The following is a 16569-nucleotide window of genomic DNA, read 5'->3' on the forward strand; positions in this document are numbered from 1 at the left end:
GGGGGAGGAAAGGGAAGAGAGGGGAAATAATCTTTTGTTGTTTTCCTTTCCTCCCCTTCGTCCCTCCCCTCATTCAGTTTTTAAACTCGTTACCGGATTCATTAACGCTGCTTTTATACTCTGGTAGCTTACGGTTAGGAAAGCAATCAGCAGAGCTAGTGCACCTGCCAGACCGAAAATCCACCAGCTTAGTTCGGTTTGGTAGGCGAACGTACCCAGCCATTTGTTGACCGCCCACCATGCTAGTGGCGATGCGAGCACCAAGGCAATCAACACTAGTCGCAGGAAGTCGGTCGATAGCAGGGTAACAATACTGGCGACCGATGCACCTAAGACTTTCCGAACGCCAATTTCTTTCGTTCGCTGCTCAGCCGTAAAGGCGGCCAATGCAAATAAGCCCAGACACGAAATCAGGATAGCCAATATGCCGAAATAATTGACAAGTGTGCTGATTTGCTGTTCGGCCTTGTACAGCTTCTCGAAGGCTTCGTCCAAGAAATGATACGTGAACGGGTAGGTCGGATTGAACTGTTTGCTAGCCAGCTCCAGATCGGCAATGGCCTGTTGGGTTTTGCCCGCCTGCGTTTTCACAAGCAGGTATCTTGTATTTTCGGGATAGAAAACCACGACTAAGGGTGTAATCGCCTGGTGCAGTGAGCTTAGATGGAAATCCTTCATCAAGCCCACTATCTGCCCTTTACCCCGCCAAAACGTAATTTCTTTACCAACTGGGGCTTTTAGCCCCATTAGTTTAGCGGCTGTTTCGTTGATCAGGTAATTCGAGGAGTCGGCTAAACTGCCTGCTCGAAAATCTCGCCCGCCAAGCAGTTTGATATTCGTTGTTCGAATAAAATCGCTCCCTACCGACATGGCCGATACACTAACCAAGCGCTTGGGGTCTTTGCCGGGCCAGCTCAGGTCAGTTGAATTACTCCGCACATCGATGGGTAGCCGATTCGTCAAGGTTGCCGAGGTCACAGACGGATTGCGTAAAATCGCCTGCCGATAGGGTTCCATTGTTTGTGGCTGAGCCAGCGCTCCTTCCAACGGTATATACACCACATTTTCCCGGTCGAGGCCTAGGTTTTTAGTGCGGAGGTAATTCATCTGCTTACCCACCACCAGCATGCCGACAATCAGGAAAATCGAGAGCGAAAACTGAAACACCACCAACGTCCGCCGGAACAAAGCAGGGCCAGCACCAAATTGCAACCGTGACGACGGACCGCTACCTTTCAGTATTTTAATAGGTTGCAGCGCCGACAGAAACAGCGCCGGATAGCTCCCCGATAAAAAGCCGGTAACTAGTACCAGGCCAGCAATGATAAACCAAAGGGTTGAGTTGGTTAGGTCAAGTGTCAACTGCTTTTCAAACAGGGCATTGAATGTTGGTAAGATGGCGGAGACAAAACTCAGTGCCAGCACTACGGCTAATAGACTCGTGAGGATCGACTCGCTCAGAAACTGCCCAATCAGCGACGAACGTCCTGCACCCACTACTTTCCGAACCCCCACTTCCTTCGCCCGAACCGACGAACGTGCCGTAGCTAAGTTCATGAAATTGATGCAGGCAATCAGCAGGATAAACAGCGCGATGATGGAAAATATACGAACGTACTCAATCTGACCGCCAACCACTTTCCCGTTTTTATACTCCGAATAGAGGTGCATGTCTGCCATGGGATGCAGAATGGGAGCCTCGTGATTATTGAACTTGGCGTAGCGTGGGAAAATGCCTTTCAGAAGTGCCTCGGTTTGAGCCACGGTTATGCCAGACTTCAGGCGTGCGTAGATGAGCACGGAGTTTGTGCCCCACTCATTCATCCACGGCTCCTCATAATTTTTGAAGTTTGTCAGCCAGTCGAATTGAAGCGTCGAGTTGCTGGGTAAATTTTCAAGTACAGCCCCAACGGTGTAGTTTTTCTGGTTGTCGATCTGGAGCGTTTTGCCCAGGGCGACTTCGTTTGGAAAATATTTCTCGGCCAGTCGGCGCGAAATAATGATCTGGTTAAGCTGGCCTAACGCGACTTTGGGATTGCCATAAAGTGCAGGCAAGTCAAATACATCAAAGAAATCGGACGACGCATACTCTCCCTGTTCCTTCGCCGATTTCTCGGTGCTGGAACCATTGATCGCTTTTACCAGAATCGGCCCACTATCATTGAGTTTAGTTATGGCTGCTACGCCCGGTACATCTCGCTCAATGGCCTCTTTCAGCGGGCCGGGGGTATACATAGCCGTTTCGACCGGGCCACCGTTGAACGCATAATTGACCCGTACGTTATAAATGTTTTCAACGCCGGGCAGGAAACGATCATAACTCAGTTCATCGTGTACCCACAACCCGACGAGTAACGCACACGCCATGCCCAGCGCCAGACCAAAAACGTTGATTGACGAATAGAATTTGTTCTTCAACAAACTCCGAATAGCGATTTTGGCGTAGTTGGTTAGCATAGGAGGGAGGAGGGGGAGTAAAGGGAAGAGAGGGAGGAGGGGAAGAGAGGGAGAAAAGGAAATAACGCTCATGTTGTTTTGTCCTTTTCTCCCTCTCCTCCCTTTTCTCCTTCCTCCCCTTATTCAGTTTTTAAACTTGTTACCGGATTCATTAACGCGGCTTTAATGCTTTGGTAACTTACGGTTAGTAGGGCAATGCCTACCGCCAGTAATCCGGCCAGGACAAACATCCACCATTCCATATCAATTTTGTAGGCAAAATCCTGTAGCCATTGACTCATCAGCCACCAGGCAACGGGTGTGGCAACCAGTATGCCGACCAGAACTAGCTTTAGGAAATCTGTTGAGAGTAGCGTAATAATGCCGGTAATGGATGCGCCCAGTACCTTGCGCACCCCAATTTCTTTGGTGCGCTGCTCGGCCGTGAAGGCGGCTAAACCAAATAGGCCCAGACAACAAACGATAATAGCGACTCCAGCGAAGAAACTAAACAACTGGCCGGTGCGCTGCTCGGTGCGGTACATCCGGTTATAGGTTTCATCCAGAAAAGTGTATTCAAATACATTGCCGGGCGAGTCTTTTTTCCAGAGCCGTTCGGCAGCCGCAATGGCCTGGGATGCCTGTTGACCCGTTGTTTTGACGTGCATGATGCCATTGTCGCCTGGAATGCTGAACAGCAACATGGGTTGGATTTGGGAGCGGATCGATGCCGTCGTAAAATCGTTTACAACGCCAATAATATGACCTTCTGTCTGGTGAAACTTGAAGCGCTTGCCAATTGGATTGGTGATACCCGCCTGCTTTACCGCTGTTTCGTTCAGGATGAAACTCGTGGAGTCGGCTTTAGTGCCCGTAAAATTTTTGCCCAGACTTAGTTTGATGCCATAGGCTGGAATGAAATCGTGGCTGATACCGAGCTGATTAACAATGAATGAGCGATCTGGTGCTTTACCATCCCAATCGGTATCGCCGGTGCTGCCACCACCACCAACCAGTCCTCCAGTAGCCGTAACTACAGCACGGATGCTACTCTCTTTTTCGAGTTCGCGCTTGTATTGCTGAGCCTTATTACCCGCATAAAACACGAAGGTATGCTCCTTGTTAAAGCCCGGATCTCGTTCCCGTATATAGCGCAACTGTTCGCCAATGACCAACGTGCCTACGATGAGGCCAGTTGCCAGCGCAAATTGGGTAACGACGAGTACTTTGCGTAATCCTGCCTGCCCTGTTTGGGCACCTCGTCCGCGCAACGAACGAAGTGGATTAAAGGACGACATCATGATGGCCGGATACAACCCCGCCAAGCCTACCGTAAGTGTCAATGTGCCGATCAACAAGCCCCAAACTTCTGGATTGAGCAACGAGAAACCGAGCGTTTTTCCTGTCAGATCGAGGTAATACGGCATCATCAGTTGGATCAACACGATAGCGGCCAGCAACGCAATACCCATTGTCAGTAACGATTCAACGAGCAACTGAACTAACAACTGCTGCGATTCGGCCCCGATCACTTTCCGGACACCTACTTCGCGCGCGCGCTTGGTTGCCCGGGCGGTGGTCAGATTGATATAGTTGATACAGCCAATACTCAACAACAGCAAGGCAATTAACCCCAGCATCCGAACCTGCTGCATGCCGGTATCCTTGCCGTTAGGTTCGTAAAAGTGGGTTTTCGTAAATGCCTGAAGCTGGTAATCAGATGAGGAGTCGCCCGGTTTGGTATTACGGGCTATAGCCTGAAGCGCGGTTAGTTTTTTACCGATGGCGGTAGGCTCAATTGCGGGGCTCAGTTTCAGGAATGTCTGAAAATAGTAATTGCCCCAGTCATCGTCCAGGCGCTTCCAGTCTCCATTCCCGCCGAAGGTCCGTTTTTTCAGACTCATCGGAAAGAATACCTTGGCTCGAATCGATGAATTGTCGGGCATATTGGCCAATACGGCGCTCACCGTAAAGACCCGGTTACTATCCAGAACCGTTAGCTTTTTTCCAACGGCTTCTGGCGTACCAAAGAATTTTTCCGCCATTTCCTCGGTCATAACTACCGAGTTTGGCGATGGGAACGGTTTTGTAACGTCTCCACTCCGTACGGCAAAACCCGTAAACAGATTCAGGAAATTTTCGTCAACGTAAGCCACATCATCGTACTGCTCCGAAAACGTTTTGACCCCCGCGCGCTCGTTAACCCGAAATGTACGAAAGTCGTAGAGGGTTGCTACGCGAACAACCTGTTCAACGCCAGGAACTTTGCTGGCGGCAGCAACGGCAATCGGAGCGGGAGTGCCCGACCAGAAGTTTTCGTCGGCACCTTTCCCAAAATGAGCATTGACCCGATAAATCCGATCCGCATCGGCGTGGAATCGATCGAAGCTCAGCTCGTCTTTCACCCACCAGAACAGCAATACGCTCACCGCCAGCACAACCGCCAGACCACCGATGTTTAAAACGGAATAGCCGCCACCGGAGCGAATGTTTCGCCAGGCTATTTTGAGATAGTTACTGAACATGGTTGAGGAAAGGGGAAAAGGGAGGAGAGGGACGAAGGGGAGGAAAGGGCGAAAATAAGCTTTTGTGGTTTTCCCTTCCTCCCTCTCCTCCTTCCTTCCTTTCCTCCCTGATTTTACACGTGGAAGTTCTCCGTTACTACTTTACCATCGAATAGGTTCACAATACGGTGCGCGAAACCCGCATCGTAGGGTGAGTGCGTTACCATGATGATGGTGGTTCCCTCGTCGTTCAGTTCGCCGAGGAGTTTCATGACTTCCTCGCCGTTTTTCGAGTCGAGGTTACCGGTCGGTTCATCGGCCAGGATCAGCTTTGGTTTGGCAACAACCGCCCGGGCAATGGCCGTCCGTTGCTGCTGACCACCCGACAGTTGCTGTGGGAAGTGATTCCGACGGTGCATGATGCTCATCCGCTCCAGGGCTTCCTCTACGCGCTTTTTACGCTCATCGGGCGGAGTTTTCAGATACAGCAAAGGCAGCTCGACGTTTTCATAAACGGTCAGTTCGTCGATCAGGTTAAAGCTCTGGAATACGAATCCGATAGAGCCTTTACGCAGTTGTGCCCGTTGACGCTCAGTCATTTTGGCCACTTCGGTGCCGTAGAAATTATATTGCCCGTCGCTGGGGTTATCGAGCAGGCCCAGTATGTTGAGCAGTGTCGACTTACCACAGCCCGATGGGCCCATGATAGCTACAAATTCCCCGTCTTTTACATCCATATTGATGCCATTGAGAGCGGTGGTTTCTACTTCTTCGGTTGCGAAGAGTTTCTGAAGGTCAATTGTTTGGATCATTGTTGTAGGGGAGAAAAGGGAGGAGGGGGAAGAAGGGGAGGAAAGGGACTGGAAGTCCATACATTTACGCCGTACTTCTCCTAAACTCCTATATTTTATGGCTAAAGTTGAAAAGTTTGAAGATCTCTTAGTTTGGCAAAAGGGATTAACGCAGGCAATTGATCTATACAAATTACTGGCAGATTGTAAAGACTACGGCCTGCGTGACCAGATGCAACGATCGTCGGTTTCTGTTCCATCAAATATTGCCGAAGGCTTTGAACGACACACTAACAAGGAGTTTATTCGGTTTCTACGCATTGCAAAAGGCTCGAATGGTGAGTTAAGAACACAAATTCATCTGGCAATAGGAATCGGAATTATAACATCAGAAACGGGTAATGATCTGCTTACAAAGAGTCGAATCATTTCTTCGATGTTGCAAAATTTGATTAAGGCAAGAGAAGAAAAGTTTACGTAAAGGGGAGGAAGGAGGAGAGGGACGAGGGGGAGGAAAGGATGCTAATGTGCGTATTTTATTCCCTTTCCTCCCTCTTGTCCCACTCCTCCCTTTTCTCCCTAAAACTCCAGTACTTCGTTATCACCAAAATTTTCGTAAGAACTCGTAATAACTTGCTCACCAGGTTCCAGTCCGGTCAGGACTTCGTAAAACTCAGGGTTTTTGCGGCCAAGGGTGATCGGACGTTTCACGGCGCGTTTGCCTGATTTATCCACTACGTATACCCAGTTACCACCGGTGTCGGAGAAGAAACCACCTACGGGCAGCAGCGTCGCTTTGGCGGCTTTACCTAACTCCAGCTGAATCGGCGATGACTGACCCCGCTTGATCCCTTCGGGCGTTCCCTTCGGAAAGATCATGTCCACTTCAAACCGACCGCTTTTTACCTCTGGATAGACGCGGCTAATCTCCAGATCGTGCATTTTCCCGTTGAATTCAAAAGAGCCTTTCAGTCCTGAAAACACCCGGCTGATGTAGTGTTCATCGATACCGACGCGCATTTTGAAACCATTCAGGTCATCAATCTGGCCGATGTTCTGGCCTCGGTTGATGTTTGAGCCAACTTCTACATCGATGCTGGATAACTGACCCGAAACCGGGGCTTTAACAACCAGATTATCCAGTGTCTGTTGCCAAAGAGCCACATTTTTCTGTGTACGTTGCAAGGTGCCTTCCAATTGTTTGATCTGGAACTTTGCATTCTCCTCCTGGTACTTCTGGGTTTCGATCTCAATGGTACGCTGACCAGTTAGCCGTTCATAAGCGCGTTTGGCTTTCAGATAATCTTCTTCCGAAACGACTTTGTCCTTGTACAGCTTAGCCTGCCGATCGTAGGAGTCCTTTGCCTGATCGATCTGAGCATCGAGATCGGCTAACGTTTTTCGGAGGGTAAAGCGCTCTACCTGAAGGCGTTGGCGGGTAGTTTGTAAGTCGTTGACAAGTCGGTTGGCTTCGGTCTCTGACTGGAGGAAGCTTAGTTTCAGGCTCTGGTTTTCGAGTTTCAGGAGTACTTCTCCTTTCTTAACCATGTTACCCCCTTCAATTAGTTTCTGCGTTACATAACCCCCTTCAATAGCATCGAGCCGGATCGTTTTTAGTGGTTGTACAACGCCGGTTACGGCAATAAAATCTTCGAAAGGCCCTGTTGATACAGCGGAGACGGTTATTTTATCTTTTTCAACGTTCAACTTCGACCGACGGTCGGCAAAGAAGAGTGTGTAAGCTAATAAGCCTAGAACCACCGCACCGCCCCCGAAGATAGCTAGGCGTTGGACAGTCCAAAATCGTTTAGGTAAGACGCGATCCATTTAAGTTAAAGAGTGAATGAGGGAAAGTGTGAAAGACCGGGCTGGCGTTCCAGCGAATACCGGCCCGGACCTCATTCGTTATAATGACCTGTGCCAATGTCATGCCAGTTGAGGCCTGTTGCTGATTATCAAGTATTTAATTGGCTGGTATTGTGAAGTGCTGTCCGCTTTCGGACGCAATTTGTCCGCTTTTGAGGTTTGGCGTAATGGTGGAGTATGTGTAGTAGGTGAAATGAGTGGATTGGGTGAAATGAGTATAGTAAATGTAGTAGAACTTACTGCACTTACTTTCACCTACTTCACTCACTCCACTACTTCCCCTGCTTCACCACTACGAGTACATAAGGCAGCAGCGTTTGCGAGCGGGTTGCCGGATTGAGGAAATCATATGTCAACTGGCTGACGTGGAAATACGGGAAGATGGCCAGCCGATGAACACTAAAGCCGTGCGTCGTGAGCGAATCAACATATTCTGCGGTTGTAAACACCGTTTTTGGCCCCGATTGTACCAGCGTTCTTAGTGTAGAATCGGTGCGTGCGTACACCGTAGGCCCTTTTGCATAAAATTCATACGACCAAAAACTGCCCCCACCCACGCCCGTTCCGGGCTCATACAATATCGTCGGGTGATTGGCTAGGGCTGGTTGCGTATTGGCATAGTCGGCCGTTGCCATGCCCGCCTGATAGCGCAAAAAAGTTGGGTACAAAAACAGATTCAGTGAACCCGCTACAACAACCATCACGCCCACCATTCGGCCCATCAGCGACAGCATATCGTTCTGCCGAAAAAGTACGAACAGGAGAACCGTAAGCGTCAATAGCCAGCCCAGCGCTGTACCAAGTCCGGCCGGTTGGACGAGCCATAAAAGAGCCGCCATAACGACAATCAGCAAAAAGCCGATTACTGTTTGTGCAATTGTCCATTTGCGCAGGTTAACGGATTGAAGACCTACTAAAAACTGCGCTGTCAGCACCGCGTAGAATGGGAAAACGATATTCAGGTAGTGCGGTAATTGAAAGCCGGAGAATGAAAACAAAAGGAACGTAGCCAGGCCAGAACCCAGCGACATGTATTCGGGCTGGAACGCTGGTCCAATCCGGCGCTTAACCAAATCGATCAGTCGCCTGCCGATGCTTATGTAGAGCGGTAACGACCAGGGAATAAAGGCCCATAGCAGCGTGTGCACGAAGAAAAACTTGTCGCCCTCGCCTTTAATTGGCCCGGTGTTGAAGAACCGCCCAAACTGGCTATCCCAAAAGAAAAACCGAATTCCCGATACGCCCGTTTGACCAAAGATGACTTTCTCTGGATGTAGGTCAAATTGCTGGTATAGGCAATAGATTTCAGGAATTGTAAAGGCGAAGGATAGGACAATGGCTACATACCAACGTAGTTTGAGAAGCTCCCGCCAGTGGCCGGTCAACAACCAGTGCAGTACTAAACCCGCACCAATCGGAATAAGTACAAAAACGCCCTTGGTCATGAGGGCGCAGCCCGTCAGGAAGGAGCCAATTAGCAGATGTGCCCAATTTTTAGATATGCCATTTTTTGAAGAAATGGCATATCCGTCACCTAGAAACACCCGGTAAAAATGATAAACTGGCCCAATAATGAGCGGCATCAAATAAGGTTCGGCCCGTACATCGCTATTGGACAGAACGCCGTGAAATGCCGTGAGCAGTACCAGAGAAGCTACCTGAGCGGTTAGTTTTGAATAGGTCAGTCTGGTGAAGTGGTACGTATACACCACGCTGCCTAAGAAAAACAACAAGGCTGGAAACTTATAGGCAAACGTATTGATACCGAAAATTCGGTAACTTAGTGCAATAACCCAGAATGGGAAATGAGGCTTGTCGAGCCAATCGGTGCCAACGGCGTAGAGGTTTACAAAATCGCCGGTTTGCGCCATTTGTTTGGCGATGCAGGCATATAAAGCGCCGTCGAGTTCCATCACGGGTGGAAACAGGCCGGTCGCATTCAGAAATACGCCAACGGCCACGAGGGCATAAAACCAGCGGTCGGTAAGAGGAGAAGACGTGTCAGTCATTAGGTGGTCATTGGGTGTCATGGGTGGTCATTTATTGTCATTAACTTGTTGTGTACTGGTCGACAACAACGAATGACCACCCAATGACAACAATGACCATATAATGACAATAAATGACCGTTCAACGACTTTTATTGGGTCAAAGTACGTAAGAAAACCGTAATTCGTTCTTGAATCGAGCGTAGCGTGCAACAAATCGTCTAACTCGTTATCTTTAGTGTATGCAAGATGCAAAACTCTTACTCGTCGACGATGATCCCGACGTACTGCTGGCAGCCCGGTTGCTGCTCAAGCGTCACGTTGCTTCGGTAGATATCGAAAAGAATCCTGAAAAACTGCCGTTCCTGCTTAATAATAATCGCTATGATGCGATTGTGCTGGATATGAATTTTCAGCGCGATGTGAGTAGCGGCCGTGAGGGCTTTGCCTGGCTCGACCGTATTTTAGACATTGATCCCAAGGCGCGAGTCGTATTGTTTACTGCCTATGGCGATGTTGAAATGGCGGTGCGAGCTATTAAAGCGGGGGCCGTTGACTTCGTGCTGAAACCCTGGCAGAATGATAAATTCCTGGAAACCATTCGCGGAGCCATTAGCAAAGCGGGTGGGAGCCAGCAGGCAGAGGATGCCGGTAAGGCAGACAGTTCATCATCGCCAGCCAAGAAAGCAACCAAACAAACGAATATTATTGGGTCTGCCATGCGGCCCGTTCTGGATACCGTAGAACAAGTAGCCCCAACAGATGCCAATGTCCTGATTCTTGGCGAAAATGGTACGGGTAAAGATCTGGTTGCGCGTGCTATTCATGACCAGTCGCACCGGCGCGATAAGCCGTTTGTCAGCGTTGATGTAGGCGCTTTGACAGAAAGCTTATTTGAAAGTGAAGTATTTGGCCACGTAAAAGGCGCCTTTACCGATGCCCGCGACGACCGGGCTGGTCGGTTTGAAGAAGCCAACGGCGGTACGATTTTCCTGGATGAAATTGGTAACCTGAGTCCTGCCCAGCAGGCTCGTTTGCTAACGGTTCTGCAACAGCGACAGGTAACCCGTGTTGGCTCGAACAAAGCCCGGCCCATTGATGTGCGGCTCATTTGCGCGACCAACGCCGATCTGAATGAGCGGGTGGCCGAACGAGCGTTCCGGCAGGATTTGCTGTATAGAATCAATACGATTGAATTGCATCTGCCCGCCCTGCGTGAACGCCCGTCTGATATTGGGCCACTGGCCGAGCATTTCCTGAAAAAATACGCAAAGCAATATAACCGCTCGATTTCGGGGCTGAGTCCCGCTTTATTGGCTGAAATGAAACAGTATCGGTGGCCGGGCAATGTTCGGGAGTTGCAGCACGCTGTTGAACGGGCAGTTATTCTATCTCGGCCCGATGTGCCGGGAGCCACTCAAGGGACTTTGTTGGAACCGACGAATTTTATCTTCAAAAACGGGTCGGCATCGGTATCGCCAGTAAATGAAACACTGCAACTGGAAGACATGGAGCGGCAATTGATTCAACAGGCTATGCAAAAGCATCGGGGCAGCATTACCGATGTTGCCAGAGAGCTGGGCTTATCAAGGCAGGCGTTGTATAGAAGACTGGAGAAATTTGGGTTGTAATTTTGCTGTCTATTTAATACGATCTAGCAGAAGAGTCAAGATTTGCTGTTGAGTTTGGGATACTTGCTCAAATTTTTGATTCACCTGTAAGAAGCCTTCTCTCATTTCTGTTCGTAGATCATCGATTTGATTTTGCTGTTGGTCGAAGCGTTGATCCATCTGGATTTGTTGTTGATCAAATCGCTGGTCAATTTGATTTTGTTGTTGATCAAAACGCTCGTCAATCCGTACAAATCGATGGTCGACTTGATCAAAACGTTCGTCGACCCGCACAAATCGACGGTCAACTTGCTCAAAGCGTTGACGCATTTCAATGGTCAAATCAGCGACTCTTCGAGCCGCTATTTGGGCATTAGCATCTGCACGAGTAGCTATTACGAGGATCTGCCCATTTGATTCGATCAAACGGTCAGTTTTCTGAGCTACATCAGCTAATACAGGTTCAATTTGATCGAGTCCGGTCCGGCGTTCCGGTTTATCAGGGGGCATTCGACAATCCGTTTTTGTAAATAAACGAATATTCTTTTAATACTTACAAAAAGGGGGCAAATTCTATTCAAATTTAAATGTGGCCTAACTCGCTGGCGATGGCTGCACGAGATTGCTGAACAACCTCATCGGGTGTTCGCCCGGCAGGTTCTATTCCGGGAAGTACTTGCCACGACATTTTTGAAAACGAGGTGAGTGGGAACAAGCCTTTGGGATTAAAATGTCCCGTTCCCCGAATGGCAATGGGTACCACAAGCGCATTGGGTGCTCGTTTTAACAATGTTGCCACGCCACCTGTTACAAAAGGACGCATCTCACCGGTTGCAGATCGTGTCCGGGTTCCTTCCGGGAAAATCATTGCCGATAAATTGTGCTGCTGAATGAGTTTACCCAATCGGGCAATCTCGACAATGGCCTGTTTGGGATCTTTACGGTCAATGAGGGCAGCTCCGCTTTTCCGTAGGTTATACGACACTCCCGGTATGCCATGCGCCAGTTCGACTTTAGACACAAAGGTGGGTGTATGCCGACGCAGAAACCAGATAATCGGCGAAATGTCGAACATACTCTGGTGGTTCGCCACGAAAATAATTGGCCGATCGGTGGGCAGGTTGGGTTGTTGATGAAAACGAATGGTGCTGCCTGTTAAGTACCAACCATACGCAATACTCGCGTTCATCCAGTCAACGGTTTTTTTGTGGGCAGGTCGGCCAAATAAATTAAAGGCAACGACCTGAGCCACATGGAAAATACATAATACGAACCCAAAATAAAGCAGGTAAACACAGCTTAAGAGGTAATCAAGAAGTTTTTTCATACAGGCGACACGTGTCAGCGCAGCAACTTGTTTACCCCAAAATTAAGCATGAGTCGCGTATAGTCAGGAAGAAAAACGAATGTGAACCTAAAACATCGACTCTTTTAGCCGAACTTTGTAGTTATAAGGTAAATTGAACCGTTTCGTTGTTACTTGTTATATGATTTTATCTGGCACACGTTTGGATGTTATGCGATTCGTCGGCGAAAAAATCGACGCTTCTGTTGATGAATTTCTTAAGCCTATCGAGACTAATTGGCAACCGTCCGATTTGCTGCCCGATTCGACTAAAGAGTCATTTCTGGACGATATAAAACTGCTTCGCGAAAGCACCCGCGAGCTTTCATACGATTACGTAGCGGTACTGGTTGGCGATACCATTACCGAAGAAGCCCTGCCCACCTATGAATCATGGCTGATGGATATGGAGGGGATTGAGCAGGGGAATCCGGCCGGTTGGACGCGCTGGATTCGGAGCTGGACGGCCGAAGAAAACCGCCACGGCGACTTACTCAACAAATTCCTCTACCTATCGGGACGAGTCAACATGCGGGCGATGGAAGTATCTACGCAGTACCTCATTGCCGATGGGTTCGACATTGGAACGGGTAAAGATCCGTACCGGAACTTCATTTACACCTCGTTTCAGGAATTGGCGACCAACGTATCGCACCGCCGGACGGCTACGCTGGCTAAACAGGCCGGTTGCAACCAGTTGTCGAAAATTTGCGGAGTAATCGCTTCCGACGAAATGCGCCACGCCAAAGCCTACAAAGACTTTGTCCGGCAGATTTTTGAGGTCGATCCTTCCGAAATGATGCTGGCGTTTGAGGATATGATGCGGAAGAAAATTGTGATGCCCGCTCACTTCCTGCGTGAGTCGGGAGTGAAAATTGGGCAGACATTCAGCCATTTTTCGGATGCGGCTCAGCGTCTGGGCGTTTATACGACCTACGACTATATCGAGATCGCTGAATCCCTGCTGGTCGACTGGAAGATCGATACAATTACTGATCTGAACGATGCCGGTCAGCGCGCCCGCGATTATGTGATGGCCTTGCCTGGTCGGTTGCGTCGGATAGCGGAACGGACTAAAGTGCCTACGCTGGAGTACCCGTTTAGCTGGATTTCGGCTTAGTATGAACCGATTCGTTCTTGGCATAGGTTGGCGCATCCTCGGCATTGTTGTCCTGACTAGTGCCATAACGTACTTTCGGTTACAGGAAGTAAATGGCTTAATGCTGTTTCCATTAGCCATTTTACATATAGTTCTAACGGTCAATCTGTATCGCTACGTCACCAGCCTGAATCGTAAACTGACCCGGTTTCTGGAATCGGTGCGTTACTCCGATTTTGCCGTATCGTTTCGGGCCGATAACAATCTGGGGCCTTCCTTTTACGAACTGAATGACCAGTTCAATGAAGTGCTGGATGCGTTCCGGCAGGCGCGGGCCGAGAAAGAAGCTAACCTGCATTATGTCAACACGATTGTTCAGCACGTCAGCGTTGGCCTGCTGACATTCGATGTTGCCGGGCAGGTGGAGTTAGTGAACCAGTCGGCGTTGCGGTTATTGGGTATCTACCGGCTGCGGACGCTCAACGACCTGAACGCAACAAACCCTGAATTGAGCGAGTTGCTGATGTCGGCCAAATCATCGCCCACACCGGTTTCGTATCAGACCGGTACCGATGGGGAGCTATCGGTACGTTGTACGGCCGTACGACTGCGGGGGCGGCTGGTAACGGTGGTGTCGCTGCAAAACATTCGCTCGGAGTTGCAACAGCGGGAACTGGATGCCTGGCAAAACCTGACGAAGGTGCTACGCCACGAGATCATGAACTCCATCACCCCAATTGTATCGCTGGCGGGTACGATGCGCGATATTGTTGAAACCGATTTGTTGCCCTTTGCCTTACCAAGTGACAATGAGTTCAACGCGATACCCTCTGTCGTCGGTGAATCCATCAATGACCTGCGCGACGCCCTGACAACCATTGAGCAACGGGGAGCGGGTATCATGCAATTTGTTGACGCCTACCGGAATTTCACCACCATTCCACAGCCGATTTTTGCCGATGTGCCCGTTGAGCCGCTGTTGCGAACGGTTGTGCAGTTGGCTCAGGCGAATGCCCCCCAGTGTCAGATTGCCTGCACGGTTGGGTCACCCAATCTGGCCATTCGTGCCGATGCCTCCCAAATTGAAATGGTGCTCCTGAACTTAGTAAAAAACGCAGTCGAGAGCGTCGAAAAAGGGATTACGCCTGTAATTGGCATTCATGCGGAAGCGTTAGGGCCGCACGTAGTTATTCGCGTGACCGACAATGGGCCGGGTATTGAACCGGAAGCATTAGAGCAGATTTTTATCCCCTTCTACACGACCAAAAAAACCGGCTCCGGCATTGGCCTGAGTTTATCCCGCCAAATCATGCAGCTCCACAACGGCCAACTCACCGCCGATTCCCACCCCGGCGCAGGCAGCACGTTTAACCTGACGTTCTGAAAATTTCGTTATACGTACAAATTGCCTTATCTGACGGACGAGTAGCAAGCGTTATTCCAATGGCTTAACCGAAACGGCTGGCGCGTGGAGCAGGAGTGGGTGAGGAATAAGTTGGCCTGTCTATAAAGAATTCGATTTAAACCACTAAGTGGTAATAAATATTGTATTTGTACAATGATATAAAGCTTTATTTTAACTTCAATAAAGGCTATACGGAAAATGTAATATATTTTTGCTATATATGCACTTTACCTATATTTAAGCGTGAGTGCAAATTTTAATCTCCTTACAGAACTTCAACGGAACCGAACTTATCGGTTGCTATACCCCGGTTATAGAGCGGGTATGGTTATTATGTGGCTATATGACCGTTTAAATAAGGGGCTTTTTCCAGATAAAACTTTTCGAGAAGAAGACATTAATCGCGCTTTTCAGGAACTTTTTGAGCCGGTCAGGCAGCAGCGTGAGTATTACGCTGACATGATTAGCTATCTCAGCGAATACTTTCTACGATATGACGATCAATTGCAAGTTTTTTCATTGAAAGCATATGCAATTGACTTCTGTAAACGCGCCCATGATGTTCTTTGGGAAAACTTCAATCCCACAAAGATTGAGACCATCTGTCGCAATCTAAAGAAGAGCCTTGGAGACGCCAATAACGAGCCGACACTACGGGATTGGTTAATATCAACATTCGCGGCCTTTCAGCCAGAGTTAAAGAATCAAATCGACTTTTTGGAGAGGCAGATCCAAGAATCAGTTGAGGAATTACGTCGACATGCTAATCAACCAGATAGTTCGGTTCGGCAAGCGCTTGAACAGGTTGTGTTTCGTTTGGGTAAAATCAAAGAGCAGAACAAAGAGTTGACAGCCGCCTTTGACGAAATTGACGATATTAAAGGGTTGCTTGACACAAATTTAGCCAAAGGTCAGCCAGCAGATATACGTGACGAAATAGCTAACGTATTCTCCTTCTTTTCAGAGATGCTTTATGCTTTACACGTTGTTGACCGTCGGATTGACCGTATTCAACCCAAGCTACGCCAACTATTTGGTACATTAGATCGGCCATTATTTAACAGTCGGGTTGAACGATTTATACGAGCCTTACTGCATAAGAGCGAAGTTAAATCAGATGCAACTGGCCAGAAATTATTGATGCTTCCAATGGATTTATTGCCTCCAGTTGTATACATATATACGCCTAACTTTACCATTATTGAGCGTAGAGGATTACCGACCCGAGCAAAACGTATGCCTACTGTTGTTTCAGATCCGGTCAAAAGGCAGCAAGCTTTTGCTCAGTTACGTAATCGTCTTAGTGAGCAGGAAATAATTGACAAATGGATAGCTTTATTTGAGCAAGAAGTGGCACAGCACGTATCTGTTGACTTCACGCCATTCTTCTTTCGTATTTTGGATGATCCACTCTCCAACTTTAATGTAGCTGCGCGCATAGCATACGCAGTTTTTAAACAGTATGCAGGTTAAACGCATTTAAATCTTGAGTAGCATCCTAATTAGGTATTGATCATCCCATCCC

At 48.7% G+C, this 16569-nt stretch carries 12 protein-coding genes; 5 read left to right on the forward strand and 7 right to left on the reverse strand.

The window, feature by feature from the left end; genetic code table 11:
• Window positions 1-69: 69 nt before the first annotated feature.
• The 3 genes from ACYVGO_RS36320 to ACYVGO_RS36330 form a co-directional block, all read right to left on the reverse strand.
• Complete coding sequence (locus ACYVGO_RS36320) at window positions 70-2457, reverse strand: ABC transporter permease (RefSeq protein WP_460973609.1); 2388 nt, start codon at window positions 2455-2457, stop codon at window positions 70-72.
• Between the two features lie 119 nt (window positions 2458-2576).
• Window positions 2577-4961, reverse strand: coding sequence for an ABC transporter permease (locus ACYVGO_RS36325; protein WP_460973611.1), 2385 nt, complete (start codon window positions 4959-4961; stop codon window positions 2577-2579).
• A gap of 113 nt (window positions 4962-5074) precedes the next feature.
• Window positions 5075-5752, reverse strand: coding sequence for an ABC transporter ATP-binding protein (locus ACYVGO_RS36330; RefSeq protein ID WP_111343606.1), 678 nt, complete (start codon window positions 5750-5752; stop codon window positions 5075-5077).
• Window positions 5753-5849: 97 nt separating this feature from the next.
• Between ACYVGO_RS36330 and ACYVGO_RS36335 the strand changes: the two genes are divergently transcribed.
• On the forward strand, window positions 5850-6212 hold the full coding sequence (locus ACYVGO_RS36335) for a four helix bundle protein (protein WP_460973613.1): 363 nt from the start codon (window positions 5850-5852) through the stop codon (window positions 6210-6212).
• A 98-nt stretch (window positions 6213-6310) separates the two neighbouring features.
• Here ACYVGO_RS36335 and ACYVGO_RS36340 read toward each other — a convergent pair whose 3' ends face one another.
• Window positions 6311-7558 (reverse strand): efflux RND transporter periplasmic adaptor subunit, encoded by a 1248-nt coding sequence (locus ACYVGO_RS36340; RefSeq protein WP_142770994.1) that lies wholly within the window; start codon window positions 7556-7558, stop codon window positions 6311-6313.
• Between the two features lie 311 nt (window positions 7559-7869).
• Window positions 7870-9606, reverse strand: coding sequence for an ArnT family glycosyltransferase (locus tag ACYVGO_RS36345; RefSeq protein WP_460973616.1), 1737 nt, complete (start codon window positions 9604-9606; stop codon window positions 7870-7872).
• A gap of 221 nt (window positions 9607-9827) precedes the next feature.
• Here ACYVGO_RS36345 and ACYVGO_RS36350 point away from each other — a divergent pair, with 221 nt between their 5' ends.
• A complete protein-coding gene (locus ACYVGO_RS36350; RefSeq protein WP_460973618.1) occupies window positions 9828-11216 on the forward strand; it encodes a sigma-54-dependent transcriptional regulator in 1389 nt (462 codons plus the stop codon).
• Between the two features lie 9 nt (window positions 11217-11225).
• On the opposite strand, the gene ACYVGO_RS36355 is transcribed toward ACYVGO_RS36350, so the two are convergent.
• On the reverse strand, window positions 11226-11705 hold the full coding sequence (locus ACYVGO_RS36355) for a hypothetical protein (RefSeq protein ID WP_460973620.1): 480 nt from the start codon (window positions 11703-11705) through the stop codon (window positions 11226-11228).
• Window positions 11706-11778: 73 nt separating this feature from the next.
• Window positions 11779-12522 carry a lysophospholipid acyltransferase family protein gene (locus tag ACYVGO_RS36360; protein ID WP_142770997.1) on the reverse strand — a complete coding sequence of 248 codons (744 nt, stop codon included), beginning with the start codon at window positions 12520-12522 and terminating at the stop codon, window positions 11779-11781.
• A 190-nt stretch (window positions 12523-12712) separates the two neighbouring features.
• On the opposite strand from ACYVGO_RS36360, the gene ACYVGO_RS36365 reads away from it, so the two are divergent.
• The 3 genes from ACYVGO_RS36365 to ACYVGO_RS36375 all read left to right on the forward strand — a co-directional run bounded on the left by ACYVGO_RS36365 (window position 12713) and on the right by ACYVGO_RS36375 (window position 16517).
• Window positions 12713-13660 carry an acyl-ACP desaturase gene (locus ACYVGO_RS36365; protein ID WP_142770998.1) on the forward strand — a complete coding sequence of 316 codons (948 nt, stop codon included), beginning with the start codon at window positions 12713-12715 and terminating at the stop codon, window positions 13658-13660.
• Between the two features lies 1 nt (window position 13661).
• Window positions 13662-15023, forward strand: coding sequence for a sensor histidine kinase (locus tag ACYVGO_RS36370; protein ID WP_460973622.1), 1362 nt, complete (start codon window positions 13662-13664; stop codon window positions 15021-15023).
• 264 nt (window positions 15024-15287) lie between these two features.
• Window positions 15288-16517 carry a hypothetical protein gene (locus tag ACYVGO_RS36375; protein WP_460973624.1) on the forward strand — a complete coding sequence of 410 codons (1230 nt, stop codon included), beginning with the start codon at window positions 15288-15290 and terminating at the stop codon, window positions 16515-16517.
• The last annotated feature ends 52 nt before the right edge of the window (window positions 16518-16569 follow it).

Source organism: Spirosoma migulaei (genome assembly GCF_054776855.1).

Bases quoted from the DNA above. Each gene is read 5' to 3' on its own strand.
- ACYVGO_RS36320 (WP_460973609.1), bottom strand. From the start codon at position 2,457: ATGCTAACCAACTACGCCAAAATCGCTATTCGGAGTTTGTTGAAGAAC.
- ACYVGO_RS36325 (WP_460973611.1), bottom strand. From the start codon at position 4,961: ATGTTCAGTAACTATCTCAAAATAGCCTGGCGAAACATTCGCTCCGGT.
- ACYVGO_RS36330 (WP_111343606.1), bottom strand. From the start codon at position 5,752: ATGATCCAAACAATTGACCTTCAGAAACTCTTCGCAACCGAAGAAGTA.
- ACYVGO_RS36335 (WP_460973613.1), top strand. From the start codon at position 5,850: ATGGCTAAAGTTGAAAAGTTTGAAGATCTCTTAGTTTGGCAAAAGGGA.
- ACYVGO_RS36340 (WP_142770994.1), bottom strand. From the start codon at position 7,558: ATGGATCGCGTCTTACCTAAACGATTTTGGACTGTCCAACGCCTAGCT.
- ACYVGO_RS36345 (WP_460973616.1), bottom strand. From the start codon at position 9,606: ATGACTGACACGTCTTCTCCTCTTACCGACCGCTGGTTTTATGCCCTC.
- ACYVGO_RS36350 (WP_460973618.1), top strand. From the start codon at position 9,828: ATGCAAGATGCAAAACTCTTACTCGTCGACGATGATCCCGACGTACTG.
- ACYVGO_RS36355 (WP_460973620.1), bottom strand. From the start codon at position 11,705: ATGCCCCCTGATAAACCGGAACGCCGGACCGGACTCGATCAAATTGAA.
- ACYVGO_RS36360 (WP_142770997.1), bottom strand. From the start codon at position 12,522: ATGAAAAAACTTCTTGATTACCTCTTAAGCTGTGTTTACCTGCTTTAT.
- ACYVGO_RS36365 (WP_142770998.1), top strand. From the start codon at position 12,713: ATGCGATTCGTCGGCGAAAAAATCGACGCTTCTGTTGATGAATTTCTT.
- ACYVGO_RS36370 (WP_460973622.1), top strand. From the start codon at position 13,662: ATGAACCGATTCGTTCTTGGCATAGGTTGGCGCATCCTCGGCATTGTT.